The 25,475-nt window shown below is 52.7% G+C and carries 24 protein-coding genes and 2 pseudogenes; 6 read left to right on the top strand and 20 right to left on the bottom strand.

Annotation, left to right across the window (positions count from 1 at the left end):
- Positions 1–4: 4 nt before the first annotated feature.
- The 5 genes from BUA65_RS08860 to BUA65_RS08840 all read right to left on the bottom strand — a co-directional run bounded on the left by BUA65_RS08860 (position 5) and on the right by BUA65_RS08840 (position 6,534).
- The gene (locus tag BUA65_RS08860) at positions 5–958 is read right to left on the bottom strand and encodes an electron transfer flavoprotein subunit alpha/FixB family protein (RefSeq protein ID WP_072869004.1); all 954 of its coding nucleotides are present in this window, start codon (positions 956–958) and stop codon (positions 5–7) included.
- Positions 959–986: 28 nt separating this feature from the next.
- Positions 987–1,754 carry an electron transfer flavoprotein subunit beta/FixA family protein gene (locus BUA65_RS08855; protein WP_072869002.1) on the bottom strand — a complete coding sequence of 256 codons (768 nt, stop codon included), beginning with the start codon at positions 1,752–1,754 and terminating at the stop codon, positions 987–989.
- A gap of 243 nt (positions 1,755–1,997) precedes the next feature.
- On the bottom strand, positions 1,998–3,137 hold the full coding sequence (locus BUA65_RS08850) for an acyl-CoA dehydrogenase (RefSeq protein ID WP_072869001.1): 1,140 nt from the start codon (positions 3,135–3,137) through the stop codon (positions 1,998–2,000).
- 26 nt (positions 3,138–3,163) lie between these two features.
- Positions 3,164–4,627: a 4-hydroxyphenylacetate 3-hydroxylase N-terminal domain-containing protein gene (locus BUA65_RS08845; RefSeq protein WP_072868999.1), complete on the bottom strand. Its 1,464-nt coding sequence runs from the start codon at positions 4,625–4,627 to the stop codon at positions 3,164–3,166.
- A 419-nt stretch (positions 4,628–5,046) separates the two neighbouring features.
- A complete protein-coding gene (locus tag BUA65_RS08840) occupies positions 5,047–6,534 on the bottom strand; it encodes a phenylacetate--CoA ligase family protein (protein WP_341349614.1) in 1,488 nt (495 codons plus the stop codon).
- Positions 6,535–7,300: 766 nt separating this feature from the next.
- Here BUA65_RS08840 and BUA65_RS08835 point away from each other — a divergent pair.
- From BUA65_RS08835 to BUA65_RS08825, 3 genes are read left to right on the top strand one after another with little or no spacing between them, the layout of a single operon-like run.
- Positions 7,301–8,095 carry an electron transfer flavoprotein subunit beta/FixA family protein gene (locus tag BUA65_RS08835; RefSeq protein ID WP_072868996.1) on the top strand — a complete coding sequence of 265 codons (795 nt, stop codon included), beginning with the start codon at positions 7,301–7,303 and terminating at the stop codon, positions 8,093–8,095.
- 4 nt (positions 8,096–8,099) lie between these two features.
- Entirely contained in the window at positions 8,100–9,110 is a 1,011-nt protein-coding gene (locus BUA65_RS08830; protein WP_072868994.1) for an electron transfer flavoprotein subunit alpha/FixB family protein, read from the top strand.
- Between the two features lie 16 nt (positions 9,111–9,126).
- The gene (locus BUA65_RS08825) at positions 9,127–10,272 is read left to right on the top strand and encodes an acyl-CoA dehydrogenase family protein (protein ID WP_072868993.1); all 1,146 of its coding nucleotides are present in this window, start codon (positions 9,127–9,129) and stop codon (positions 10,270–10,272) included.
- 305 nt (positions 10,273–10,577) lie between these two features.
- Here BUA65_RS08825 and BUA65_RS08820 read toward each other — a convergent pair whose 3' ends face one another.
- From BUA65_RS08820 to BUA65_RS08765, 13 genes and pseudogenes are all read right to left on the bottom strand, one after another.
- Positions 10,578–11,078 (bottom strand): gamma-glutamyl-gamma-aminobutyrate hydrolase family protein, encoded by a 501-nt coding sequence (locus BUA65_RS08820; protein ID WP_242656281.1) that lies wholly within the window; start codon positions 11,076–11,078, stop codon positions 10,578–10,580.
- Positions 11,079–11,121: 43 nt separating this feature from the next.
- Positions 11,122–11,520: pseudogene (locus tag BUA65_RS19325) on the bottom strand (ATP-binding cassette domain-containing protein); the annotation flags it as partial.
- 94 nt (positions 11,521–11,614) lie between these two features.
- Complete coding sequence (locus BUA65_RS08810) at positions 11,615–12,334, bottom strand: ABC transporter permease (RefSeq protein ID WP_072868991.1); 720 nt, start codon at positions 12,332–12,334, stop codon at positions 11,615–11,617.
- A 26-nt stretch (positions 12,335–12,360) separates the two neighbouring features.
- Positions 12,361–13,260, bottom strand: coding sequence for an ABC transporter permease (locus BUA65_RS08805; RefSeq protein WP_072868990.1), 900 nt, complete (start codon positions 13,258–13,260; stop codon positions 12,361–12,363).
- Positions 13,261–13,408: 148 nt separating this feature from the next.
- A pseudogene (locus BUA65_RS08800) lies at positions 13,409–13,966 on the bottom strand (ABC transporter substrate-binding protein); the annotation flags it as partial.
- Entirely contained in the window at positions 13,854–14,225 is a 372-nt protein-coding gene (locus BUA65_RS08795) for a DUF4387 domain-containing protein (RefSeq protein ID WP_072868987.1), read from the bottom strand. The pseudogene BUA65_RS08800 and the gene BUA65_RS08795, both read right to left, overlap by 113 nt.
- Positions 14,226–14,355: 130 nt before the next feature.
- Positions 14,356–15,102, bottom strand: coding sequence for an acyclic terpene utilization AtuA family protein (locus tag BUA65_RS08790; RefSeq protein WP_242656278.1), 747 nt, complete (start codon positions 15,100–15,102; stop codon positions 14,356–14,358).
- A gap of 446 nt (positions 15,103–15,548) precedes the next feature.
- A complete protein-coding gene (locus BUA65_RS18235; RefSeq protein WP_165613221.1) occupies positions 15,549–15,752 on the bottom strand; it encodes a hypothetical protein in 204 nt (67 codons plus the stop codon).
- Entirely contained in the window at positions 15,740–16,525 is a 786-nt protein-coding gene (locus BUA65_RS08785; protein WP_242656277.1) for a thermonuclease family protein, read from the bottom strand. Before BUA65_RS08785 ends, BUA65_RS18235 begins: the two co-directional genes overlap by 13 nt.
- A 103-nt stretch (positions 16,526–16,628) precedes the next feature.
- Entirely contained in the window at positions 16,629–16,913 is a 285-nt protein-coding gene (locus BUA65_RS08780) for a CehA/McbA family metallohydrolase domain-containing protein (RefSeq protein ID WP_072868984.1), read from the bottom strand.
- A gap of 36 nt (positions 16,914–16,949) precedes the next feature.
- Positions 16,950–18,314 carry a 23S rRNA (uracil(1939)-C(5))-methyltransferase RlmD gene (gene rlmD, locus BUA65_RS08775; RefSeq protein ID WP_084062206.1) on the bottom strand — a complete coding sequence of 455 codons (1,365 nt, stop codon included), beginning with the start codon at positions 18,312–18,314 and terminating at the stop codon, positions 16,950–16,952.
- Positions 18,315–18,345: 31 nt separating this feature from the next.
- Positions 18,346–18,837, bottom strand: a complete 492-nt coding sequence (locus BUA65_RS08770; protein ID WP_072868980.1) for a 2-thiouracil desulfurase family protein — start codon at positions 18,835–18,837, stop codon at positions 18,346–18,348.
- 228 nt (positions 18,838–19,065) lie between these two features.
- Positions 19,066–19,797: a polysaccharide deacetylase family protein gene (locus tag BUA65_RS08765; RefSeq protein ID WP_084062205.1), complete on the bottom strand. Its 732-nt coding sequence runs from the start codon at positions 19,795–19,797 to the stop codon at positions 19,066–19,068.
- Between the two features lie 230 nt (positions 19,798–20,027).
- Here BUA65_RS08765 and BUA65_RS08760 point away from each other — a divergent pair, with 230 nt between their 5' ends.
- A complete protein-coding gene (locus BUA65_RS08760) occupies positions 20,028–21,062 on the top strand; it encodes a lysylphosphatidylglycerol synthase transmembrane domain-containing protein (protein WP_072868978.1) in 1,035 nt (344 codons plus the stop codon).
- Positions 21,059–22,738: a phosphatidylglycerol lysyltransferase domain-containing protein gene (locus BUA65_RS08755; protein ID WP_072868976.1), complete on the top strand. Its 1,680-nt coding sequence runs from the start codon at positions 21,059–21,061 to the stop codon at positions 22,736–22,738. The genes BUA65_RS08760 and BUA65_RS08755 overlap by 4 nt, the downstream gene beginning before the upstream one ends.
- On the opposite strand, the gene BUA65_RS08750 is transcribed toward BUA65_RS08755, so the two are convergent.
- The gene (locus BUA65_RS08750) at positions 22,699–23,013 is read right to left on the bottom strand and encodes a hypothetical protein (RefSeq protein ID WP_072868975.1); all 315 of its coding nucleotides are present in this window, start codon (positions 23,011–23,013) and stop codon (positions 22,699–22,701) included. The two genes, BUA65_RS08755 and BUA65_RS08750, sit on opposite strands and share 40 nt — an antisense overlap.
- Positions 23,014–23,172: 159 nt before the next feature.
- Positions 23,173–23,739: a DUF1638 domain-containing protein gene (locus tag BUA65_RS08745; protein WP_072868973.1), complete on the bottom strand. Its 567-nt coding sequence runs from the start codon at positions 23,737–23,739 to the stop codon at positions 23,173–23,175.
- 353 nt (positions 23,740–24,092) lie between these two features.
- On the opposite strand from BUA65_RS08745, the gene BUA65_RS08740 reads away from it, so the two are divergent.
- On the top strand, positions 24,093–25,124 hold the full coding sequence (locus BUA65_RS08740; RefSeq protein WP_278246273.1) for an RNA-guided endonuclease InsQ/TnpB family protein: 1,032 nt from the start codon (positions 24,093–24,095) through the stop codon (positions 25,122–25,124).
- The last annotated feature ends 351 nt before the right edge of the window (positions 25,125–25,475 follow it).

Below are 25,475 nucleotides of genomic sequence, written 5' to 3'. Positions count from 1 at the left end.
CAGCTTACTTGTTAAGCGCAGCTTTTATTTCCGTCATTAGCTTGGGGACCACATCGTATAAGTTACCAACGATACCGTAGTCGGCAGCGTCAAATATGGGGGCATTTTCATCAGTGTTGACGGCCATGATAATTTTCGCATCTCTAATGCCGGTAACGTGTTGAACCTGACCGGATACCCCAAGACCAATGTAGAGATCGGGTTTTACCTTTTTGCCGGAGATGCCCATGTATCTTTCTTCAGGAAGCCAATGTAATTCTTCGGCAATCGGCCTCGTGCAACCTACCTCGCCTCCCAACAGTCTGGCAAGTTCTCTGGCAAGGCTGATATCCTCTTGTTTTTCAAATCCTCTACCCACGCTTACGATTATCTTTGCTTCCGTCAGGTCGATCTCTTCTTGTTCTTTCTTTCTTCTTTCCACGACTTTTACTTTTGTCTCAACATTCCCGGCAACTACCTTTATCTGCCCCCTTCTGTCCTCCCGGGGCTGAGCCTTCTCATAAGTACCGGGCGGAATGGCGGCCATTTGGGGCCTTGTCGTACAGATTACGGTCTGCACCGCCGCGCCGCCGAAGACCAGTCTTTCCATGACCAGGTTTCCCTTGTCGACACGCACGCTTATGCAACCTGTGGCTAGTCCTGTATTTAAACCAGCAGCGACTCTTGAGGCCAGTTCTGTTCCCCTTTGGGTAGCGCAGACTATGATGGCCTCCGGCATTTCTTTTTTTGCCTCAGCTACAATCAGCGGTACATAGGCTTCAAAAGGCAGTTCCCTGTTTAAGGCGGGCAGGACGAAGACTTCATCAGCGCCGCAGCTTATATAGTCATTAGCCAGTTCTTCGTTCCCAAAAGAAAATGCTACTAACTTTTCATTCAGCTCATTGGCAATTTCCAAACCCTTGCTGAGCAATTCTAAGGTGTAATTCGAATTTTCGGCAATTACCCAAACGCCAGGCATTTTTCCCTCTCCTTTTTGGTAAAGTCCTTTAGCTGATTACGCCTTCTTTGAGGAGCGCGTCCACAACCTTGCGGATGTCTTGGGGGTCATCGGTAAACTTAATTCTCTTTCTTTCCATGGTTGCAGCCAAAAGGCTAGTTGTCTTCAGGCAAGGCTCGTATTTGCCTTCTAAATCCTTGGCACTCAGGTTGACAACGGGCTTCTTCGCTGCTCCGAGCACCTGCTTTAAGGAAGGTATCCGCGGGGTGTTAATGGTTGGCATTACCGTTACCAGGGCGGGTAGCGGCATACTTACCACCTCAATCCCGTCCCTCATTTTTCTTTCCGCAATCAGCTCTTTATCTTTGATAATTATCTTTTCAACATAAGTAGCGCAAGGGATACCCAGCTTTTCGGCCAAGCGCGGCCCTACTTGTTGGGCGTATAAATCGCTCGAACCTTCGCCGCAAATGATTAGGTCGTACTCAAGGTTCTTGGTAATTACTTCCGCCAGGATCGCTGCCGTTTGCGCTGGCTCCAAGCTGTCAAAAGCAGGATCGCTTACAAACACAGCCTTTTCCGGCCCCCGGGAGAGCGCATCTTTGAGACTCTGTTTTGCTGTCGGCGGGCCAACGGTTACCGCCACAACACTACCCCCCAACTGCTCCTGGAGCCTCACCGCTTCTTCTATGGCGTTGCGGTCGTAGTCGCTAATCTTGTAGGCCACACGGCTGAGATCGAGCTCTCTTGATTTGCCGGAAACCTTGATATCTGCTTCATCTATTACCCACTTAAAGCAAACAATAATTTTTAGCATTTTTTCACCTCTACCAAACCTGTTTTCTAAAAAACTGGCAGTTTGCCTTTAGCATGAAACAGCACTCACTTCTCCATTGTTCTTTTACGTGAATTTCTTTTTAATAAAGAGGTGACAGCTGTAACTGCTTATAGACCTGCTGCATTTGTTTCTTCGAATGTTTCATGCTAAAGGCAAATTTAATTTGCGGTTTTACCTATCTTTTATCATACTGCCATTTTCGCTTTTGTTTCCTGCCTTGTGTTATCTGAGCAGGTTGTTTGCGATAACCATCCTTTGCACTTCGGATGTCCCTTCGTAAATTTCAGTAATCTTGGCGTCACGGTAGAGCCTCTCCACCTTGTGACCCTTGATATATCCGTATCCGCCGTGAATCTGGACGGCTCTGTTGGTATGTCTGGCCGCGCACTCGGCCGCAAACAGCTTCGCCATTGCCGCCTCCTTGTTGTACGGCAGCCCCTGGTCATAACACCAGGCAGCATGATAGGTAAGGAACCGGGCGGCCTGAATGTCGGTAGCCATATCAGCGATCATCCACTGGATGGCTTGGAAGGAAGCGATCGGCTTGCCGAACTGCACCCTCTCTTTGGAATATTTGATTGACTCATCCAGAGCGGCTTGGGCGATTCCCAGAGCTTGAGCAGCGATTCCAATTCTGCCGCCGTCTAAGGTGTGCATGGCAATTTTAAAGCCCTGGCCTTCCTGACCCAAGAGGTTTTCCTTGGGAATTCGGCAGTCTTTAAAGATGACCTCCGCGGTTAGCGAAGAACGGATGCCCATCTTGTTAAGGTGCTCACCTACCCGTAGGCCGGGAGCTTCCCTTGGAACGATAAAGGCGCTCATTCCTTTTGTGCCTTTTGATTTGTCGGTCATGGCAAACACGATAAAAATTTCGGCGATTGGCGAATTGGAAATGAACATTTTCGAACCATTGAGTACCCACTCATTCCCATCAAGCACAGCAGTAGTCTGTGCAGAACCTGCGTCAGTACCCGCACCGGGTTCGGTCAGACAGAATGAACCGAATTTTTCGCCCTTGCATAAAGGTACCAGGTACTTTTGCTTCTGTTCTTCAGTGCCGTACTTGAAAATTGGGAAAGCAGCCAGGGAGGTATGGCACTCTACAGTAAACCCTATGCCGGCGTCTGCTCTGGACAGTTCCTCGATGACGATCACATAGGTGAGATAGTCAGAGCCGGCCCCGCCGTATTCTTGCGGGTAAGGAATACCCATCCACTCTTGCTCGGCAATTTTCTTAAATACTTCCATTGGGAAGTGCTTGTTTTCGTCGCACTCATTAGCTATTGGATCGATGTATTTGGCGGCAAATTCACGCACGCTCTGCCTGATTATTTCCTGTTCTTCGGTCAATCTGAAATCCATAACCTCATCTCCTTTTCTGCTACTTTTTACTTTTTCTTTTCCGGTTCGGGCATTTCTTCGGTTATTCCGGCAAGCTTGCGAGCGTACTCGGCAAATTCCTCAAGCGGGATGTTGGCGCGGACCACGAGCTTGGCGCCATCCGGTGAACCGCCGCCGTGCATGCACCCGGGCACTCCGGCGCCGATAGTTAACCATTCAATTAACCTGGCAGCCCTTGCTCTAGTTTCCGCACTATACCTGGCTCCCGCTTTTACGTATTTCTGAACTAGATGCCCGTATTCGGGTGACATAAAATCTTTGTAGGACGGGAAACAGCCCGTCTCAACGATGCCGCCGCCAATGTCCTGGCATAGCCGTTTGGTTTCGTACGGAAGGGTGGCAACAAGCACTTTGTTAGTGTGGGCAAGCAGGGGGTCCGACACCCAAGCCCCGGCAGGGTGTTTTTTGCCTGCCGCCATGGCGCCAATGCCCAGGCCGTAGGTGGTTTCATTGTTAATGGCCATCTCGATAATTTTGTTCATGAAGGTACCGGCAGCAAGACCGTTGGCCCTGGCTATGAGGGCTGCTGCCCCGATCATTACGTCCCCCTGGCCGGCTACGCAAGCGCCGATGCAGGCCCGATAGTTGGCTGTGAAGTACTGGATGATCTTTCCGGTATACTTGAACTCTTTGCACATGAATACCCTGTCGTTGGGGATAAACACATCTTCAAAGATAAGATAGGCCTGGCTGATGCCTGTTTCGGGGATATCGAAATTATTTTCTAGCTCCCTCTCGTCGCTTGGGCGTCGGGTCTCAACGATCGTCAGGCCTTCGATATCCCTGGGGACAACACAGGCAACGGCAAAGTCTTTGTCCTCTTCTCTGTAGGCGCTTCCAGGGAGCAGGAAGATTTCGTTGGAGGCAGCTACACCGCAAATCATTGCCTTACATCCCCGGATGACGATACCGTCGTCTCTTATTTCCTTGATCCGTAGGTTGCTGTCCAAATCGGGCTGCTGGGAAGCCCGCAAGCTGCGGTCACCCTTGGCGTCGGTCAGGGCGCCGGCCACTACCAGACCATTTTCCTGGGCGTAAAGGATCCATTTTTTGAGTCGTTCTTGGTAGTTGGTCCCGTATTCTTTGTCCATTTCGTAGGTGACGTTCCACATTACGTTAAGGGCGTTCCAACCTACGCAGGTCCCGCCGGTGCAGGTGCCGGTTAAGTGGTACATCATTCTCTTAAACTTGGAGTTGTACATTATGTCCTCCAAGCTCTCCATCAATGAGGTGAACCGGTGGATTTTCTCGCCGGTGAAGGAAGATACGGTAGTGGCAATTTCCGCGTATTTTGGATCGTAAGCGGCGTCAAAAGCCCTGGCATGGCTTTCCACTGTGCGCCGTGTTGCCGGGTCGGTGGTTACGTCGGAAATCAGTTTACCGAATTTGTAAACGTTGGGTCTCATTGCTTTTAAAGATTTGATATAGTCTTCCCTGGTTTTCAGTGCCACTTTGATTGCCTCCTTAATTATGATAGAATTGAAGCCTGATGTCGACCTTATTGCTCCTTATTAATTTAATAATGACCATCAAAAACTTCCCCTACGATACTGTGGCTCAGTTTGCTGGTCTAACCTGGAACCAAAACCAGTCGGCAGATTTTGAAGAGGTCGACACCAGGCGCGATTTCTATTAAGGCAACACCTCCTACAGGGAAAAGCGAAAACACGCCCTTTCGGTTACATATGGGATCTTCTGACCAGTTCTTGCACCCATATTAGCTACCGAAGGTAAATATGCTCGACCTTCTTGAAAAACTTCTTCACTTTTCCTGCATTAATTATGGTTAATTTTCCGTCTTTCATTTCCACGTTTAAGCCGCTGGCGGTTATGTTTGCAGCAAAGACAACTTTCTTTGCGCTTTTAACTTTTAATTGCTCTCTTTTCGCAAGTCGAGCACGCGTTTGGCTTTGTGGGTGGCTCTGGGGAGAGTTCCCGGCTCCAATATTTTAATCTCCGGGCGAATACCCAAAATACTTTGGCATTCTTTTTGTATTCTTTGAGCCAGTTGAGTGGTATCCCCTTGGATGTGGGGAGCATGTTCAACTTCTACGGTAAGTTTTGCCATGTGCTTTTCTTCTGTCACAACAAGCCTGTACTCGCCGGTTAGATCTTCGTTTTTCCGGACAATCATTTCAATGTCACTAGGAAATACGTTTACACCCCTGATGATTAACATATCGTCAAGACGACCGTGGATGCCGTGCAATCGCAAGTGCGTTCTGCCGCAGGAGCAGATTTCCGTAGTATATGAAACGATATCGCCGGTGCGGAATCTGACCAAGGGCCTAGCCTTCTTTTTTAAAGATGTTAAGACGAGCTCTCCGCGCTCCCCTTCAGGAACCTCTTCTCCCGTGTCAGGATTGATAACTTCTACCAAAATATGGTCCTCCGCCCAATGCAGCCCTTCTCTCTTTTCGCACATCCCGGCGCAGGCTCCAAAAATATCTGATAGTCCGTAATAATCGTATACCTTCGCACCCCATATGGCTTCAATTCCTTCTCTGGTTTCCGGTATCGAACCTCCCGGCTCGCCGGCAACAAAAATTTTTTTCAGGTTAAAATCTTTTTTAGGATCGTATCCCATCTGTTGGGCCGTTTCGCCTAAGTACCAGGCGTAAGAAGGCGTGGTCCAGGTTATGGTCGGCTTCCATTGTTTGAAGATAGCTAGGAGACGTTCGGAAGGGATGGTTCCTGCCCAGATGCACAAGGCGCCTACCTTTTGCGCTCCGATTACATCGGGGCCACCGACGAAAAGAGTGAAGTTAAGTGCGTGACAGTAGCGATCGGTGGGGCGCATCCCCGAGGACCAGAAAAGGCGCGCCTCAAAATCTTGAAAATCCTCGAAGTCCTGGGCGGTAAAGGGAGAAGCGGTAGGCACCCCGGTCGATCCGCTGGAAACAGATATATAAACAATTTCTTCCTCGGGAACGCAAACCAGGTCTCCAAAATCGGGAGCCGCCACCTGCCTTTCCCTTAAAACTTTTTTATCGATGGTGGGGAACTTCTTTATGTCTTCAAGGCTTTTTACATCGTCCGGTTTAACGCCTGCTTCGTCAAAAATTTTTTTATAGTAGGGTGACTTGTTATAGCACAACTCCAGGGTCTTTTTTAAAAGATCGAGCTGATACGCCTTTAGCTTATCCCTAGGCATAGTTTCAATCTCAGGATCCCAGTAAGGTTTATAAGTGCTCATTAAAACCCCCCCCATGAAATTATAAAATGAACGAAGTTTATGCCCTTTACCCGAATCTAAATAATAATAACCACCCCCAATATTTCTTGGAAGCTTTAGAAACTTGCGAATATTCGTTATTGCAAAAGACATGCCAAGATATAAACCAAAGGTGTTTTTCAAGACTATTCCAGCTGTCATTCCACCAACATTCCAATTCGAGCATCCCTGTAATGCTCTAAAGAGAGCTTGACCAATAAAATAACCTCCTGGTAAAAAAGTTGGTACAAACCAAAAATCTACCGGAGGTCATGAAATGACGAAACGCACCAAAAACCTGAAATAAATTCGTTCTCTCCACACCCTTATCGTCAGTTAGAAGTCACCCAAAAGACCCAGTGGGCACGGATGCTTAATGGGTTAACGGAGAAGATTTATCTCAGTTAAGTTTAGAAATTATACATTACCAATTGTTCATATGTATACTTAATATACAAGTTACTAAAATTTAAACGAAAACTTACCTTAAAAGGGTACCATAATCATTTTGCATAAAAAGGACGGATGTGATTCCGGGCTGATAACTGAAGATAAAAATAGGCGTAAGTATAAAAAGTATACAAATCTTTTATACCTATAAATTTTAGCTACTGTATTTTTTTCTGGCATTCATTTTGCTTCGCTTTACATGTTAAAAAATATTATCGGGGAAGTACGGCCAGGCTAGCCGGGCTGATCGAATGATTGTCCTTGCTCCGGCGTCCCGGGATGCAAAACGACAGGAGCTCACTTGACGGGGCTAGGCCGGTGATCAGGGCTAATTTAAACCTGGAGGAGTTGGTTGAAAACGCGCGCAAGCTGGCCGGAATCGAAGAAGAGAGAACCGGCGAAGAAATATAAGAAATATAAGTGATGTCCCGAGAAGAAAAAAGCGTAAAGGTGGTGCCAGATGAAACCTTTGCACATAATTGTTTGCGTAAAACCCGTCCCCGACTTTCGTTCGCCAGTTGAATTCGATCAAAAAACTAAGACAGTGAAACGAGGCAATGTTGCTACCGTAATCAACCCTTTAGATAAAAATGCGCTGGAAGCGGCCCTGCAATTAAAGGAAAGCTTTGGAGGGAAGGTAACGGCTTTGTCCATGGCCCCCCCATTTGCGGAAAGTGTTTTAAGAGAAGTGCTGGCGTTCGGGGCGGATGAAGCGTTTTTGTTGTCCGACCCGGCTTTTGCCGGCAGCGATACGTTGGCTACGGCGTACGTTTTAGCTCAAGGAGTCAAAAAGATCAGAGATTTTGATTTGGTCATTACCGGAGCAGCCAGCACAGACGGCAACACCGCTCAAGTAGGGCCCCAGGTGGCCGAACATTTAGGGCTCCCCCACGCGAGTTTTGTAACCCAGGTAAAAAGGCATAGTGAACATAGTTTGGAATTAACTTTAAAAACTGAAGAAGGAACCATACTGGCGGAAATCGATTTGCCCGCTTTAATTACCGTTTCCCGGGAGATTAACGAGCCGCGCACCCTCGGATTGTTCGGGATTGCGGCGGCAGCCGCGAAGCCATTGCATATCCTCGGCAGTTCGGATCTGGAGGTAGACCCAGAGCGGGTGGGGGAAAAAGGGTCGCCGACAAGAATCGCCGATATTCGGGAAGTTTCTTTTGCGCGCAAGAGCGAGCTTCACGAAGGAACGCCGGAAGCTATCAGCCTTCTAGTTAAAAAATTCCGGGAATGGGGGGTAATTTAAGCCTATGGATAATCAAGGGCTAAAAGCAAGTTCGGACATCTGGGTATTTGCCGAGCAAAAGAATAAAAGGTTGGCTGGCGTAGTTTACGAGTTATTGGCTCCGGGCAGGCGGCTGTCCGACAAGCTTGGCGGGAGTCTGGCCTCTGTGCTTATTGGCTATGATGTTTCGGATTTGGCCGAGGAATTGCTGGCCTGCGGTGTAGATGTTGTCTATAAAGTAGACGCTCCCCCCCTGGCACATTACAACAGCTGGCTTTATCCACGCATTCTGGAAAAGTTAGTTAAAGAAAACCCCCCCAATTCCTTGCTTATTGGCGCTACCTACGCCGGGATGAGCCTAGCACCCGCCTTAGCAGCGCGCCTTGGCGTGGGGTGTTCCGCCCACTGCGTTAATTTAGATGTGGATGACCATGGCAACTTGCTGCAGTACGTGCCGGGATTCGGCGGAAGCCTCATGGCCATAATCATCAGCCCTTATAGCAGGCCCCAAATAGCCACCATCAAACAGGGGGTGTTTACCAAAACCGAAAGTAAACCAGGGATTAAAAAGGGGATGATTAGAGAAGTTGCCTTTGAATTTACCGGCCCGATTCCTGTGAAAGTGCTGGAAATAAAACAGGAAAAGCATGCGGGGATGCCCCTGGAAAAGGCAAAGGTGGTGGTTGCCGGAGGGGCCGGTGTCGGCAGCAAGGAAGGATGGGCAAAAATAGAGGAACTGGCTGCGCTAATGGGAGGGGCGGTTGGAGCGACGCGTCCGGCGGTTGATGAAGGATGGGCAAAAGAATCCCAAATGATCGGCCAGAGTGGGAAGACGGTCCGGCCGGAGCTCTACATAGGGGTCGGAATTTCCGGAGACATCCAGCATACCGTAGGCATTCAAGACGCGCAAAAAATCGTTGCAATAAATAATAATCCTAAGGCACCTATTTTTAAAATGGCTGATTACGGCATTGTCGGTGATTATAAGGAAATAGTGCCTTTATTAATCGAAGCAATTGCTCAAGAAAAAAATTAAATGAGGAGGTTGATTTATGGACTTTAGTTTTACCCAGGAACAGGAGCTTTTGCAAAAAGGTGTGCGTGAATTTGCGGAGAAGGTGGTCGCCCCGCGCGTGCAGGAAATGGAAGAGACAAAAAATGCGCCGGTAGATATTTATAAGGCGATGGGGCAAAATGGTTTTTTTGCCGTCGATATTCCTAAAAAATACGGCGGCTTAGAAATGGGCGCCCTGGCGCGGGTAATTATTTTGGAAGAGATTAGCCGGGTATCAGCGGCGGTCGGCATGGCCACTCAGGTTTTTTATCTGGGAATAGCGCCTTTTTTGGAAGCGGCGTCCGAAGAGCAAAAACAAAAATATCTCCCTTCATTAGCAAAGGGCGAAAAACTGGCTACGGTGGCAGTTACCGAGGCTTCGGGCGGTTCTGACCCAACGGGGATTGTGACGGAAGCGAAAAAGGAAGGGGATAATTATATCCTAAACGGGAGAAAGATTTTTATCACCAACTCTCACGAAGCGGATATAATCACTGTCGTTGCCCGCACCAGCCAGGATCCGTTGCAGTTTAGCGCCTTTATTGTGGAAAAGGGGATGCCCGGCTTTAAGCCCGGCCGCAAGGAAAACAAGATGGGATTCCACGGCTGCACGACCGGCGAACTGATTTTTGAAAACTGTATTGTTCCTGTGGAAAATTTAATCGGGAAGGAAGGCGATGGTTTAAAGATAGCCTTAAAAGCCATTAGCGAAACGGGACGCTGCGGGATGGCCGGGGTGGCTTTGGGCATTCTGGAAAGTTGCCTGGAGGAAGCGGTTAAGTTTGCCAACGAAAGAATTCTTGGCGGAAAGCCGATCAGCGTTCACCAAGCCATTCAAGCACGCATTGCCGATATTCGCATCGCCTTGGAAAGCAGCCGGCTGTTGACTTACCGGGCAGCCTGGTTGAAAGAAAAGGGAATGCGCTGCGACGTAGAGTTTGCCATTGCCAAGTATTATTCCACGGAGGCTGCCGTCCAGTGCGCTAAGAAGACCGTAGACATATACGGCGGGTACGGCGTTATGATGGAGTTTGCTGCCCAGCGGCTATACCGCGATGCCCAGTTACTGATCCCGTCGGCGGGGACTTCTGACATCCAGATGATTGTGATCGCCAGGGACAGCCTAAAAAAGGGGAAAAAATAGGGCTTCCCGAAGAGGCACTGGTTACGGGAGATAATAACTCCTCACAAGTTCTGATCAGATTGTATAAGGTTATTCCTTTGCGCCGGGATAAATCCGGCGTCTTTTATGTGGCGAATGATCTCCTGACGGGATGCCACGCAATGGGATAATTTCTCCTGACGCAACGCGTAGGCCACCACTAGGTAAGTGTCGGTACCCCCAAAAACGCAGGTCAACGCAATTTAGCGCCTAAAGCCCAGTATCTTGGAAAGCAAAGTAAAAACGGCTACCAGCGCCGTACCCCTAGCAGGATAGTTAAGTAAAAACTACTTCAACCTCTTCCGGAAGGCTTCCGCCCGTTCTACCAGGACCCGGAAAAAGTTCATATAGACGGAGGCGGCGGCCATTTTCTCCGGGTGGAACTGAACGCCTAGGACAAAGGAGTGTTTTTTGCTCTCGATGGCTTCGATCACGCCATCCTCCGCCCTAGCCGATACAACCATTCCCGGGCCTACCCTTTCCACCGCCTGAAGGTGTAGGCTGTTGACGGCCAGGCGCCGCTCCCCCACAATCCGGTGGACTAGCGTATCCGGCTCGATTTCCACCGCGTGGACCGGTGTGGCGGGCGAGCCTGTCTGGCGGTGCGGGTGCGGTTGGGGGATGCGCAGGCACAGGCTTCCGCCCGTCACCTCGTTGATCATCTGGTGGCCGCGGCAAATCCCTAAAACGGGCATGTCCCGGCGCAGGGCTTCGGCAATTAACTGGTAGTCGTAAGCATAGCGGGCCGGGTTTTGCTCCTTTAGGCCGAGCAGGACCGGTCTGGCCAACAAGTCCTCCAGCAGCGGCCGGACCCCGCCGGTAACAACCAGGCTCGCTACCGGCAATTTCCACCACCCGGCCCAGATACATCACGGCGATCCGGTTGCTAATGTGGTGCACCACATTGATGTCGTGAGCGATGAAAAGGTAGGTGAGCCGGAACTGTTCCTGCAAGTCCATCAGCAGGTTGATAATCTGCGCCTGCACCGACACGTCCAGAGCGGATACCGGCTCGTCGGCGACGATAAACCGGGGATGCATGGCCAGCGCCCGGGCAATTCCGATCCGCTGGCGCTGTCCGCCGCTGAACTGGTGCGGGTATTCCCGGATACGGCTTTCCGGGGAAGGGATCCCCACCTCCCGCATCAGCTCTAATACCCTTTCCCTCTCCCGGCCCCGGTACAGATCGTGAATTTTTAAAGATTCTGCAATCTGATTGCCGATAGAAACGTCACTCACCGCGTGCACCATGCCGTGCTTTGTCTTAAATTTTACGGTTAAACGCTTGATATCCAGCATACGCCGAGCACCTTCCCGTTAATTGTCAGGTAAATTCCACTCCAAAACCATACCCGAGGCGCAGCGTGCATAAAACCACCAGGGAACGGACCACGTTGGGCAAAATCTCCGCCAGGATAATCGCCGGACCGGACCGCCCCAGCATCCTGGCCGCCTCTACGTACTCCTTGGTCTTTTCGGAAATGACTTCGCCCCGGAATAGCCGGTAAAACTCAATCCAAGCTTTGATGCTTAAAGCAATAATCAAATTAGGTACGCCCGGCCCCAAAATGGCCATGGCGAAAATGGCGAAAAGAAGGCAGGGCACGGCCATTATCGGCGACCGGGAGACAATCCGGTCAAACCACCCCCGGTAATAACCGGCAATGCTCCCCAGCGCGCTCCCCACCAGGAGAGAAATCAACACGGAAAACAGCCCGACGTTGATGGAAACCCGCGACCCGTAAATGATCCGGTACAAAAGATCCTGCCCCAATTGGTCCGTTCCCAGGAGGTGATGGAGGGAGCCCCCGGTCACCCAGGCGGGAGGCATCAAGCGTGCCCGCAAATCCATTTCCGTAGGGGAATAAGGCGCCAGCACCGGGGCCAAAATCGCCACTACGAGGTATAGCAAAATGACGATCGCCCCGATCAGACCGGAAGGGTGAGCCGCCAGCTCCTGCAGGGTCTTTTTCCAGGGGGAAACGCTTGTCCCGCGGGATGCTGCGGGCAGCGGCGTGGTCGATAACTCCGGAGCTCCTTTCACTTTACAAAAACCCCCATTCATTGATGCTAGAGGGAGATCTTCGGGTTTAAATAGGTGTAAACGATGTCTACGAGCAGGTTGGCCAGAATAAAGGTGACCCCATAGAGCATTACGGCGCCCTGAATCACCGTGTAGTCCCGGGCGAAAATCGACTGGACAACCAGGCGCCCCAGGCCGGGCCAGCCAAAGACCGTTTCCACAATCATATTTCCGCCCAGCAATACGCCCATCTGCAGGCCCACCACGGTCACCGTGGGGATCAGTGCGTTCGGCAGGGCATGCTTGAAAATCACCGCGGTCTCTTTCAGCCCTTTCGAGCAAGCCAGTTGGACGTAATCGTGGCGTAGCACTTCCACCATGCTGGAGCGGCTGATCCGGGCCACGATCGCCAACAACTCCGCCCCCAGGGTAACCGCGGGCAGGATCAAATGGGTGAACGCACTGCGGAAAGCAGCCCAGTTACCCGTAAGAATACTGTCCAAAAGAAACAAACCGGTGATTTTCTGCAGCTCCAGTGTCGGGTCGAGGCGGTCCACCCAGGAATTTTGCTTGACCGCCGAGAAAATCCCCACTGGCAAACCGATCAGGATGGCAAATAAAAATGCTGCCAGAGCAAGTTCAATGGTGGCGGGAAAGGTCTCTACAAGCAGGTCGGTCACCTTTTTGCTCTGCGTGATGGAATAGCCAAGGTCGCCGTGAGCCGCCCCCCGGACAAAATCGGCAAACTGGACGGCAATCGGTTTGTCCAGGCCCAGCTGGCTACGCATCTGCTCGATTTGCTCCTGGGAAACGTTTCCCGCACTGCCCATCATGATGTCGACGGGGTCGCCCGGCATAATGCGGACCAGAAAAAATACAGCGATAATGGTCAAAACAAACAGCGGTATGCTTTCGAACAGGCGCTGGACAACTTTGGTGGTTTTCATCTGCTCACCCCCTCTTTGGACACCCTTTCCCTGGGCAGACTTCCCGCCCAGCCGCCCGGAAAACCCGCAAGCGGTGAGCTTTACCGCTTGCGGACCGGGGGTAACACACACTCTGCCGGGACATCGGATGAAAAAGGGCAGTTTCTTGCTACATGGTTTTATACCCGGCCTCTTTTAGCAATTGCTTGGCCTTTTCCGGATCGTAGGGGTAAGGCTTGATGCTATCATCGAAACCAAAGCCGCTGGGCAGAAAAGCCGTGCTCAGACGGTGGGCGTGCCCGCCGTATATGGCCGTCAGGATTTCGTCCCAGTTCACCGCGTAGTTCAAAGCTTGGCGAACTCTGTGATCGGTAATCTTCTGATTGTTTAATTCGATCATATAACAGCGGGTTCCTTGGGTAGTGACAATTTTTACATCTGGATCGTTCTTTAAATCTTTCGTCACGTCGACTGGAATATCCTCAGCAATCTGGATTTCACCGGCTTTCAGCGCCGCCACTCGGGTGGAAGGCTCCGGCAGCATCTTGAAGACCACTTTCTTCAGCTTGGCCGGACCTACCGGGGGCAGGTCAGGGGAGCCGCCGTAGTAACCGTCAAACCGCTCCAGGACGATCTGCGAATCCAGCTTTCCTTCCACAAACTTGAAGGGCCCGCAACCCACCGGCTTTTCTGCAAACTTTTGGTCGCCCACCGAAAATATCCCCGTTGCCGGGACTGCCGCTGGGCCTGGTGCGGTAAATGGTAAATTTAATGGCGCAGGCTGGATCAAAGGCAACAAAATCGGAAATCCTACTTTCGTCGATACCGTAAAGTTTGGCGATGTTTTCTTTGCTAATTACCCCGCTATTTTTTACCAGTTCGTAGTCTTCTTTTTCGCGGAAAATAATATCGAAGGTTATCTTATCCACACCGGCGTTTTTGCTGCGAATGGTCTTGGCCAAATCGACCAGTTTGACGGTTTTCATGGGAAAATCACTCCTTTTTTCCAAACAGTTTTACCGTAAAGACGAACCTGGTAACTTTTTTCTTCTCACTCCAATCCGAAAGAGGCGTTAACCCTCGGTCGGGGACTCCCTGCTTAACCTCGGCGCAATTTTAAACCCCGGCTTCCGTCAGATAGGTAGGAAAAAGTTCCATTGGATCATCCACCGGCACGGTATGGTTTACCGTCCACACATAAGCCGGGCTGGCCGGGAGAACCTCTTCAACGAGGAAAGCGGCGCTGCCAGCCGTACCTTTGACCTCCGGCAGGCGGGCGTAGAAGATCTGCCGGGTGCCGATCATGGTGATTTCTTCAGCCGTTTTTTTGTCTGGCGCCACCCCTTCCACCACAACGCACAACTCGTGGGAGCGGATTTCTTTAATGGGCTCCAGGTCGCCCATCACCCCGTTTTTGCCGAAAACGTGGTAATAAAGCCGGTAACCAGCATCGCCGAACCTTTCTTTTACCTGTTCCTTCGCCCATTGAATGACCTGATCGACATTCTGAATCGTATAGGGGTCCCGGATGCCAGCAATACCGATGTACCTTTCGCCCACCTTACCGGCACCCTCTAGTTTAACCCGGATTTCTTGCGCTGGAACAAATTTTGGTCCCGTAATGCGGGTAGTTTTCTCGTCGATCTGCTCGTATTTACAGTCGGTCATGTCCAGCATCCCGCCGGGCACAAACTCGTAAAAGGGGTTGGCCCGTTCGTACATCGCGTGTCCGGCAACGGAAGCCACCGTGCAGCGCTGCTCCGGGTGCATGGCGGTGACTTTGACATCTTCGTCCGTGATGGTCCCGATAACCGTTTCTTTTCCCCCGTAAGGCTCCGCGCAGAAGGAAGCGCACTCCAACACCTTCCCCAAGTAATAGGAAAGATTCTCGGGAAAGCCGGCGCGGGTAGCCGGGGCGGCAAAAAGTCCGGCTTCGTTTCCACCCCACGGTAAAAGCTCCCGGTTTTAATCGGCGCAAAACCAAGGTGTCCGTTGCGTAGCAAAGGATTAGTTCCTTCGATGAAAATTCTCGGCAGGCCATTTTGTTAATTTTGTCCTTATCAAGCTCCAAGAGATCCAAATGTTATACTAGAAAATAACACCAGAGACCAGACCCTGCCCGGCGGGCAACATCTTCGCCTTGCTGGCCCAACAAGTTCGCTGGAAGTGACCGCCATGCAACAGATATCCTATACATCAGTATAGCCGGAAGATACGACCGCCCGGGCAAAGGCTTTCCTATTCCCCCCAACCCGCTTCATGCCCCAACCCCCGTTGTCTGGTCAAGGTACCCCGCAAAAACACGGTTTTTACCGGGCAGCGTCATCGCGGCAAATTTCTGTGGCCGCATTTTCATTCGCTGTTACTACTGCAAATACTGCCGGATCACCACCTCGTACCTGCCTTCCTTCTGCCTGCCCCATTTCTAGTATCCGGTTGAAATAATTAACATATTGAGGAATCTTCCATGCTGGGGATGCTTGTTCAGCAACAAAACCTTTTAAGGCTTGCAAACATTGCAGGGCTCGTATCCCGCGTCCAGAGCCTTTTCCCTGGTGGCAAACCTCACCCGGTTGTCCGGAGCCGTCTGCCGGCCATATTCGCAATCAGGGCGGTGGAATTTCTTGCTGCGGGCGTTGCCGATGTAATAGGGTTCCTTATCCTTTACCTCCAGCCCCCACAGACCCCGTTTCTTTTCCCGGGCCTCCCGCTGCAACTGCACGAAAAGGTCCGCGTATTTCACATTGGGCGGAACCGTCATCACCTGGGCATAGCCTTTGAGCAGCAGTTCGGTGTTGAACATGTGGCTGCGAATTTCGTCTTCCGCCGGATCAACCCCGCCGGGAGGCTCAAGCCAGACATAGGCCAGGATGCGCCCGTAATGGTCCCTTTCCTGCACATCCCTTTCCAGCCAGATGCGCCGGCCGTCCAAACGGCTCCTGGTGTAGGCGGAGGCCTCTTTACCGTAGGGCTCCACCTCCCTGGTTGACTCGGGACTGTTCACGCCGATCAGGCGCACCGTTTCACTTTTGCCGTTCTGCAGGCGCACAATTACGGTGTCCCCGTCCACCACCCGAGTTACAGTTGCGGCCACCAGCCTGGCGGGCACCTTCTTTTCACCCGGCTCAACGGGCAAAGCATACTGGCTTTGGGCGGGTGGTTTTTGTCTTTTACCATCCGTATCCGGAATTTGGCCGTTATCCGGGGTGCACCCGGAACAACCGGCCGCCAGCAACATTAAGGTAACAAGCAAAACTGCCAGTATTCTAGATTTATGCCATTTCAAATCGCCATCACCTCTCTCAATAAAGTTGGATATCTTTATCCGCACTTTACCTGGCTGTATATCCCGGGATACCAGTGACCGTGCAATCTTTTTTACGGCGGGACTAACCATTCCCCAGGACGTAGATCGGGTTGCTGTAAATCCACGGTCTGCAAACTTTCTTAAAACCCCTGTATGTGTTTAATAATACTTCCGCCCGGTAGGCCCCGGGCCTATAAACAGTTATTACCATATCAGCGGCATTTGCGGCTCTGGCAATCACCCCACCCTCATGGATGAGACGCAACAAAGCCGGCCGGGGAGACAAAACATGCAAGGTTACACCCTCTACCAACTTCAATTCATCACCCATAATTGCCCGCACCAGTCCGTTGTCTGCAGAAAACACCGCACGCATTCCCTCTGCCCGGTCGTTCGCTATGGCCTAAGTACTGGTCAGCAAACAACAACACTCCACATGGTGGGTCTGGGGGAACATATCCACCGGCTGGACTTCCACCACCCGGTAGCCGTGCCCGGCCAGGAAGCCCAGGTCCCGGGCCAGGGTTCCCGGGTCGCAGGAAACGTAGACTACCCGCGGCACCGGGTAACGGGCGAGAGTTTCCAGAACGGACCGGTGGCATCCCCGCCGGGGAGGATCCAGGACCACCACATCGGGGCCGCTACCCCGGTCAAAGAGCCGGGGTAAGAGTCTTTCCACCGCTCCCCGGAGAAAGGAAACGTTGTTCAGGTTGTTGAGCCGGGCATTTTGCTGGGCATCGGCCACGGCCCGGGGGGACAGTTCCACTCCAAGCACCTCCCGGGCCTGCCGGGCCAGGAAAAGGGCAATGGTGCCCACGCCGCAGTAGGCGTCCACTACCCGCTCCATCCCGGTAAGACCGGCGTACTCGGTGACTTTTTCATACAAAACCCTGGTCTGCACCGGGTTGACCTGGTAAAAGGAAGTGGCGGAAAGGCGAAAGACAAGGCCGCCCAGGTAATCGGTTATGTGTCCCCTGCCATAGAGGGTCCTTGTCCGTCCAGTGTCAACCTCCCTGTCCGGAAGAACGGCTCTTTGCTGGACGACCGTGGTTACCCGGCCGGTGCCGGCCAGCTCGCCGGCCAGTTCCTCCTGCCGGGGCCAGTGGTCCTTGAAGGCAGCCAGCACCACCATGGTTTCTCCCGTCATCAGGGCTTTGCGCAAGGTGACATGAGAAAGAAGGGACTTGGAACCATCCAGGAGGCCCTCCCGGTACTTGTTCAATAGATTTTCAATTATAAGAGCCAGGTTATTCAGTTCCCCGTCCAGAATGTGACACAGGGCATCCCTTGCTATCCAGTGCCCCAGAGCGTGGGAACCGGAAGCATAAAGCCCCAGAACCAGCCTCCCTTCCCGGTGTACCACGTGAAACCTTACCTTGTTACGGTAGTGCCAGGGGTTGTCCATTCCCAGAATGGGCAAAACTTTTACCCCTGTTAACTTGCCGATGCGCTCCAGGCTGTCCCGTACCAGCTTGGTTTTGTACTGCAACTGGCAGTCGTAGGGCAGGTGCTGAACGTGACAGCCGCCGCAGCGGGCAAAAGAAGGGCAGCGGGGGCGACAGCGTGCAGGGCCGGGGACCAGCACTTCCTCCAGCCGGGCCTGCAGGTATTTTTTCTTCACCTCCACCACCGTTGCCCGCACCCGGTCGCCGGGCACGGCTAGGGGCACAAACACCACCCGCCCCTGCCAGCGACCCACTCCCTCACCTCTATGGCTTAGATCTTCCACCTCAAGTATGATTTGCTCTCCGGGTTGTATCTCAGGCATGGTCATCCTCCAGCTAAAATTCAACAATACGTTACATTTTTTCACCCAAACCGCCCCGTGCACCGGCTAACCCCTTTTTTACATCTTCCTCTGTAAATACTTGAAAACCAGATTTCACCAGCATTGCCGCAGTTACTCCATGACCCGCTTTTACTTGCCCGCTAAACGACCCGTCGTAAATTCGGCCATACCCGCAGGAAGGGCTCCGGGCCTTTAAAATGGCAGCCTGTATACCGTGTTTCCTGGCGATCTCCAGGGTAGCCCGGGCTCCCCGGATGAAGGCCCCGGTAACATCCTCCCCCTTACAGTTGATCACCCGCGCCTGCCCCTCCAGCACGTCCGCTCCCGTACCGCCCTGTATTTCCGACGCCGGACGCGGCACGGGCAACCCACCCAGACACTCCGGGCATACCGGTATGGCCCGGCCTTCCCTGACCAGCCTTTCCACAACTGCACAGGTCCGGGGCAATCCATCGTAGGAGCAGGAATGCCCGGCCAGACATGCGCTTACAAGATATTTCACGCATTCATCCCCCCTCTCTTATTTCCTCAGCAACCTGACTCAATGTCTGGGCGGCATACCCACGGTGGAAGTGGCCACCAGGCTCACCTCATTGAACAATGTGGAAATGATCCCTTCTCCCTCACCCCTCAAAATCCTTCATCAAACCGGCGGCAGCCGGCTTTTTTTTATCCACTGATCTGCCTTGCCGTTCTGATCGGGCCATTTACCGGTATGCTTTAATGAATTTCATGTGGGAATCTTCCCGCTTTTACCGTTTTCCAGAAGTTCCGTCAGCGTAACAAATTTATAGCCCCTGGCGGTAAGAACACGCAGGATCTCTTCCAGGGCCAGCACTGTTTGAGTGCGATCGCCGCCGTGATCATGCAGCAGGACAATGTCTCCATTTCCGGCGCCGGTTATTACACGCCGGGCAATTTCCCGTGCCCCGGGATCGGTATAATCCCGGGGATCCATTTCCGGCGTCCAGAGAACCACCCGGTAACCCCTGGCCATCACCGCCCGCAGCACCGCTGTATTATAAAAACCGAAGGGCGGCCGGAAATAAACCGGGCGGTAACCGGTGGCCTGGACAACCAGTTCTTCCGAACGTTTCAAATCCCTCAAGGTGGCATACAGAGGTTGGCCGGTCAGAAAGACGTGCCGGTAGCCGTGCAATCCGACTTCATGACCGGCTGCTATTTCCCGGCGCACAAGGTGGGGATACTGCCGTACGTGCAGTCCCAGCACAAAAAATGTGGCCCGGGCATTGTATTTATCCAAAACTGCCAGAACCCTGGCAGTATAGAGGGGGTCGGGACCATCATCAAAGGTTAGGGCAATTAACTTTTCGCTGGTTGTTACATGCCTGATCACCGCCAGCCCTTCATAGCTGACGATAACTTCCCTCTCTTTCATCACTGGGATCACCAGGAAAATGATAACCATTAACAATGGAAGAATCATTCTTGTTCTGGGCATTATATGTCACCCGCTGTGAAAATTTACGGTAATGCTATGGTATAAATGCTATTGTATATATGAGACGTTTTACTTAAACTAAAAAAGAGCTGGAAATTTAGCCAATACTTCAAGCCATTCACTTAAAAAGCCAGGCGGCCCCGGAGCAACTGGCGGGACTGCGCTGGTTTGGAGCACCGGGGCCTTTTAGCAGTTTGACTGAAATACTTACAGGCGGGGGGTTCAATCAGATGACCGGGCAGGCAGGGAATTTTTCACCATTGTTTTCCCCGCACAGGGTGGCTTTTGTGGCCATACTCTTTTTTGCAGCCGCTGCCGTGGCATTGCACCTGGGGCAGGCGGCAGAAATCCGGCGCACACTGCAACAGGGCAGGTGGTGGTGGATTGCTGCGGCCATCCTTTTGCAGGTGGTCTTCCTGATCAACCAGAGCGCCCTATACCATGCCGTATACCGGATGGTCAGGCTCCCGGTTGGCTTCGGCCGTCTTCTGGAACTGGTCATGTCTGCGGCTTTCGTTTCGGCCGTCGTTCCGGGGGGAACCATTTCCGGAACGGGCCTGATGGTTTACGATGCCGTAAGACGGGGGCTGGATGCCGCCCGGGCGGCGCTGGCCAATGTTATTTTCTTTATTTTCGACTACCTGGCTTTCCTGGTTATATTGCTGCTGGCCCTTTTTTATCTTTTCAGCCGGGGTAACCTTCAGTCCTATGAACTGGCGGCCACTGCCGTGCTGGCCGGCGGATTGGGCACCCTTCTTTTGCTCCTGCTCCTGCTTGCATGGATGCCGGCCCTCTTTGTAACCCTGGCCGGCCGCCTGGCCCGGACCGCCGGCCGGCTGTCCCGGAAACTGGAAGGACATGCCCAGCACTGGGAGGAAAAAGCAGGGGAAATCACCGGTCGGCTCTCGGACGCACTGCAGGCCATGATCAAAAACCGCCCGGCCCTTCTCCGGGCCGCAACCCATGCCCTGCTGGTGGAAGGGATAGGTTTAATGCAACTGCAGGCCCTTTTTCTGGCCTTCGGCCAGAGTCCCGGCGCGGGCCGTTTGATCACCGGCTACGCCGTAGGGGTGCTGTTCATGATCGTCTCCATCACCCCCCAGGGAGTGGGCCTGATGGAAGGAGCCATGACCGCAGCCTACACCTCGACGGGAATTCCCATGGAACAGGCAGTACTGGTCACTTTTATCTACCGGGCGTTGAGTTTATGGCTGCCCATGATTGGTGGTTTTATCTTTTTTAAACGGACGGTGAACCGGTGGTGAGCAACCGTTACCTGCACTTGCACTCTCTAGTCGCCATCCTGGTGGGTTTGACGGGCGTGGGCAATATTTTAACCGCCTGGCTCGTTCACCACCCGGGCCGTTTTATCTGGCTGAAGCACTACCTGCCCTGGATAGTCCTGCGGGGAAGCTGGCTGTCCAGCGTTATTGCCGGGACGGTACAATTGTTCCTCTCCTGGAACCTGGGACGGCGCAAACGGCAGGCCTGGCGCATCGCGGTAGCCATGTTTTCAATTTCCACTGCCGCCAACCTGCTGCGGGGTCTGCACTACGGCCAGGCGGCATTTAACCTGGGCATTTTATTGATGCTGCTGGCCTTAAAGCCCCACTTCACCGCCGCCAGCGATCCCCCTTCCGTGCGCCACGGCCTGGCCGTTTTTGCCGGTGTCACCCTGTTTACGTACTTGTACGGGTTATCCGGTTTTTACCTCCTGGACAGGTACTTTCACCAGCATTTCGACCTGGCCGAAGCCTCCAGGCAAACCATTGCCTACCTGGCCTGGCTGGCCACACCGGAACTGGAACACCCCAACCGCCTGGCCCGCTGGTTCCTGGATTCCCTGGCCATCATCCAGGTGGGCGGTTTGCTTTACGGGCTGTACATGGTGCTCCGCCCGGTGGTCTACCGGCGAACCGTGCTCATGCCGGAGAGGAAAAGGGCGGCCGGCATCGTGGAAAGGTACGGCCGCTCTTCCCTGGTACACCTGACCCTGCTGCCCGATAAGATTTACCATTTCAGCCGCTCGCAGAGGAGTTTTGTGGCCTATGCGCTGGTGGGCAATGTGGCCGTGGTGCTGGGGGACCCGGTGGGACCGGATGACGATATCCCCCATCTCATAGACGAATTTACCGCCTTTTGTGCGAACAATGACTGGCACCCGGCCTTTTACCAGGTTCTGCCCGACTACCTTCCCGTCTACCAGGCCTGCGGTTATAAATTTTTAAAAATCGGCGAAGAGGCGGTGGTGGACCTGCACACGTTCACCCTGGCCGGAAGCAGCCGGAAGAACTTGAGGCAGACGGTAAACCGCATGGTGCGCAAGGGTTATTCCACCGAACTTCTGCTGCCGCCGTTAAGGGAAGAAACTTTGAGGGAATTAAAAGAAGTTTCCGATCACTGGTTGAGGTTGCAAAAGGGCGGTGAAAAAAGGTTTTCCCTGGGCTGGTTTGACCCGGCCTATATCAGATCCTGCCCGGTGATGGTGGTCAGGGATTCCCGGGGCCGTGTGCAGGCCTTCGCCAATATCATTCCGGAATACAGGCGCAATGAAGGCACCATAGATCTCATGCGCCGGCGGGAAGGAGAAAGCGGCCTGATTGACCTGCTGTTCGTACGCCTGATGGAATATTTTAAGGAACAGGGGTACGACAGCTTCAACCTGGGGCTGTGCCCCCTGGCAGGAGTGGGCGACCATCCCGGCGCCAGCCTGCAGGAAAGGGCCGTGTACATCTTCTACCAGCATTTCAACCAGCTCTACGGTTTTAAAGGGCTGCGCCAGTTTAAAGAAAAATACGGCCCCCGCTGGGAACCGCGCTACCTGATTTACCCCCATCCCCTGCTCCTGCCCAAAATTGCCATGGCCGTGGTCACGGCCAACGCCGGGGGCAGCCTGTGGAGCTACGTGCGGGCCTGGCGGGAAAAACGCCGGCTGGTGTGAGCCGGACCGGCCTGGAAGCAAAACCGGAAAGAACCATGCTGGTTGGGCCGGTGTCTTCCCCCGGCCGGTGCCACGGGATACCGGGCAGGAGGGGACGGCCGGCCAATCCCCTGTTGTAAAGCGGCGGCTTCGGCAAGAACTTTAATCGGAATATTCTTCAAATTTCCCCTTTTGTTACCCGCAGCGTACTCCGAATGCAGGTAGAGATTTAAAAACACGACCAGAACCCTGCCCAGGGGTGTTCCGGCTTTGATTTCGTACAGCAGAAGGGCCATAAACTGGATTTGCCCGGCTAAATTTCGAAATGATCTTTAGGACAAATGTTTCATCACCGGCAGCTGGAGTTTTACCAGATTGTTTATCATTCATTTAGTGTCACACTTTCTCAACAGGCTTCCATGGCTTCAGCCAGCTTTTCCCAGTTCAGCTCTTTTTCATAATTTCCCCTCTCCCAAAAGCTTTTCCACTTCCCTGCGAAAATGTTCCAAATCTATGGGCAGTATTTCAACGGGCACCCGGGTATAATCAAAGAACTCCAGGATTTTCTCGTCGTCAACAGGGGTGATTCCGGTGTCCAGCAGCAGGACACGGTCACAATAACCGAAATTCTGCCGGGCGTCAATCTCGTCCCATTTCAAACCTTCTATAAATATCTTGCGCCAGTTCTCCAGCCAGCCGGCTGTCAGGTAAAAGTTGCGGCCCCCGGCATCCAGCTCGGCCAGCCGTTCTCCCAGTAGCATCTCAATGCAGTTTTTGGCCCGGATGACCCGACCGCCCCTCCTGGTCACCATCCGCTCCATTTCCGGGTGGCACTGGAGGCCAAATACAACGGCGACATTGCCTTCGTTCATGCCGTCCAGGGCCTGCACAAGGGCTTTTCCCAATTTGTCGAAGTCCACGTGGAGCCCCGCTTCCAAGTAATGAATTTCAACTTCTTTTCCTTGCAGGACGTGCTCCAATTCCTTTTCCAGAATGCCGCAGCACAAAATTTTTTGGGGCATACCATTCCCTCCTGAAGATTGTTCTTTATGATCAAAGCTTAACTTAATGTCCCTCAATCGTCTGTAAACTACTTAACAAGCCCCGCTACCCCGCGGAAAAATTACGAGATTTGGTAATTCCAGGAGCAGGGGTGCGGCAAGTTACGATTTAGCCCACAGCCGAAAAGCCAGCAAATTAAGCCCCACCGCATCGAACGGGCAGCAGGCTAATGAGAGAGAACCCGTATAAGACGCCGCCAAACAACCTGACCCCGAAGAGGAAGAATAAGTGCCGGTAGACCAGGCCCGAAGCCACGGCCAGCAGTTCCCCCCGCTGGTTCTGCTTCGCTCCCGTCAGGATTTCCCCATCCAGGATGAGGACGGCAAAGTCACTTTTATACTGCCTTCACTCCCAATCGGTGCAGGCTGTGGTGGAAACTTATTTCGAGTGCTGCGAGCGTACCAGGAAATTGCACGAACAAGGCAATACCCACTGGAGGTACCCTCACCGCCGGAAAAGGTTTTTCACGGTCATCTGGAAGGAAGCCGCCATTATCCATAAAGGGCGCATATTGAGACTTTCCAACGGTTGGGGCAAAGAGCCGTTGATTGTAAAACTCCCGAAAAGGCTTACCAACACCGCAATCCTGCAAGCGCAACTGGTCTGGCACCGTAATCAATACTGGCTGCACGTAACGGTGGAGAAACCGGCCCTGTTAAAAGTTCAGGGCGACGTTTGTGCGGCCATCGACCCGGGCGAAGTGCATGCCCTGACCATTACCGACGGCGATGATGCTTTAGTGATTAGCGGCAGGCTGCTTCGTTCGCTCAACCGGTTAAGGAACAAGGTGCTGCGACAGTTGCAACGAGCTATCTCCAGAACATCGAGCGGCTCCAGGAAGCGCAAGAAACTCCTGGCTAAAAAGTACCGGTTCCTCAACTGGATCGAGCGGCGGATAGAACATATCCTGCACAGCATTTCCGCACAGGCTGTCCGCTGGTGTCTGGAAAGGAACGTTAAAACGGTTTACACCGGCAACCCGGAAGGCGTTCGCGAAAGGGACTGCGGCAGACACCACAACCAGCGCATGGGCCAGTGGGCCTTCGGCAAGTTGCGCGATTTGCTGGAATACAAGCTCAAGCGTCACGGCATAGAGCTGGTAGCGGTGGATGAGCGCGGCACTTCCGGTACCTGCCCGGTATGCGGGGAGTACACCGGACAAACCGGGCGCGTATACCGGTGCGGCAATGCTTCCTGCGGGTTCACCGGGATTCACCGGGATGTGGTGGGAGCCAGCGGCATTTTGGACAAAGCTGTGAACGGAAATTTCACTAAAGGCCGTAAGCTGCCCGGGAAAGTGGAATACCTGCGGCCGCAGGTATTGGCGCCGAAAAGAGCCGCTTAAAGATACAGTCGCTAAACCCCAATTAAAACCATAACCCAGTAGCCCAACCTCTGGCAAATAACAGAAACTGCCAGGCCGTTGGGAACAACTTGCGTTTAGATTATCCAATAACAGTACCTAGCTGGTATCCATTGCCACCTCATCCTTTGTGTTACCAGCATTTCAGGCCAAAAAGGGCGGACTAACCCTCTACCGGTCATGCTGAAACTGTGACCGTACTGGCTGTGGGTAACTTCACCTTATCCTTTATCTTGGTGAGAGTTATGTTTACCCATCTTTTCAGATTCACGGCCAGGGCGGTAAGAAAGGCCTGGAGGCCGACCTTTCTGGTCCCCCAGTACCGGGCGCGGC

Source organism: Desulfofundulus thermosubterraneus DSM 16057 (genome assembly GCF_900142025.1).
Lineage (GTDB): Bacteria > Bacillota > Desulfotomaculia > Desulfotomaculales > Desulfovirgulaceae > Desulfofundulus > Desulfofundulus thermosubterraneus.
Note: the sequence above shows the minus strand (reverse complement) of the source record. Positions and strands in the feature narration are given on the sequence as shown.

What these genes read in the sequence shown, in the direction of transcription:
- BUA65_RS08860 (WP_072869004.1), bottom strand. Translation starts at nt 958, where the DNA reads ATGCCTGGCGTTTGGGTAATTGCCGAAAATTCGAATTACACCTTAGAA.
- BUA65_RS08855 (WP_072869002.1), bottom strand. Translation starts at nt 1,754, where the DNA reads ATGCTAAAAATTATTGTTTGCTTTAAGTGGGTAATAGATGAAGCAGAT.
- BUA65_RS08850 (WP_072869001.1), bottom strand. Translation starts at nt 3,137, where the DNA reads ATGGATTTCAGATTGACCGAAGAACAGGAAATAATCAGGCAGAGCGTG.
- BUA65_RS08835 (WP_072868996.1), top strand. Translation starts at nt 7,301, where the DNA reads ATGAAACCTTTGCACATAATTGTTTGCGTAAAACCCGTCCCCGACTTT.
- BUA65_RS08830 (WP_072868994.1), top strand. Translation starts at nt 8,100, where the DNA reads ATGGATAATCAAGGGCTAAAAGCAAGTTCGGACATCTGGGTATTTGCC.
- BUA65_RS08825 (WP_072868993.1), top strand. Translation starts at nt 9,127, where the DNA reads ATGGACTTTAGTTTTACCCAGGAACAGGAGCTTTTGCAAAAAGGTGTG.
- BUA65_RS08805 (WP_072868990.1), bottom strand. Translation starts at nt 13,260, where the DNA reads ATGAAAACCACCAAAGTTGTCCAGCGCCTGTTCGAAAGCATACCGCTG.
- BUA65_RS08795 (WP_072868987.1), bottom strand. Translation starts at nt 14,225, where the DNA reads ATGAAAACCGTCAAACTGGTCGATTTGGCCAAGACCATTCGCAGCAAA.
- rlmD (WP_084062206.1), bottom strand. Translation starts at nt 18,314, where the DNA reads ATGCCTGAGATACAACCCGGAGAGCAAATCATACTTGAGGTGGAAGAT.
- BUA65_RS08765 (WP_084062205.1), bottom strand. Translation starts at nt 19,797, where the DNA reads ATGCCCAGAACAAGAATGATTCTTCCATTGTTAATGGTTATCATTTTC.
- BUA65_RS08760 (WP_072868978.1), top strand. Translation starts at nt 20,028, where the DNA reads ATGACCGGGCAGGCAGGGAATTTTTCACCATTGTTTTCCCCGCACAGG.
- BUA65_RS08750 (WP_072868975.1), bottom strand. Translation starts at nt 23,013, where the DNA reads ATGGCCCTTCTGCTGTACGAAATCAAAGCCGGAACACCCCTGGGCAGG.
- BUA65_RS08745 (WP_072868973.1), bottom strand. Translation starts at nt 23,739, where the DNA reads ATGCCCCAAAAAATTTTGTGCTGCGGCATTCTGGAAAAGGAATTGGAG.
- BUA65_RS08740 (WP_278246273.1), top strand. Translation starts at nt 24,093, where the DNA reads ATGAGGACGGCAAAGTCACTTTTATACTGCCTTCACTCCCAATCGGTG.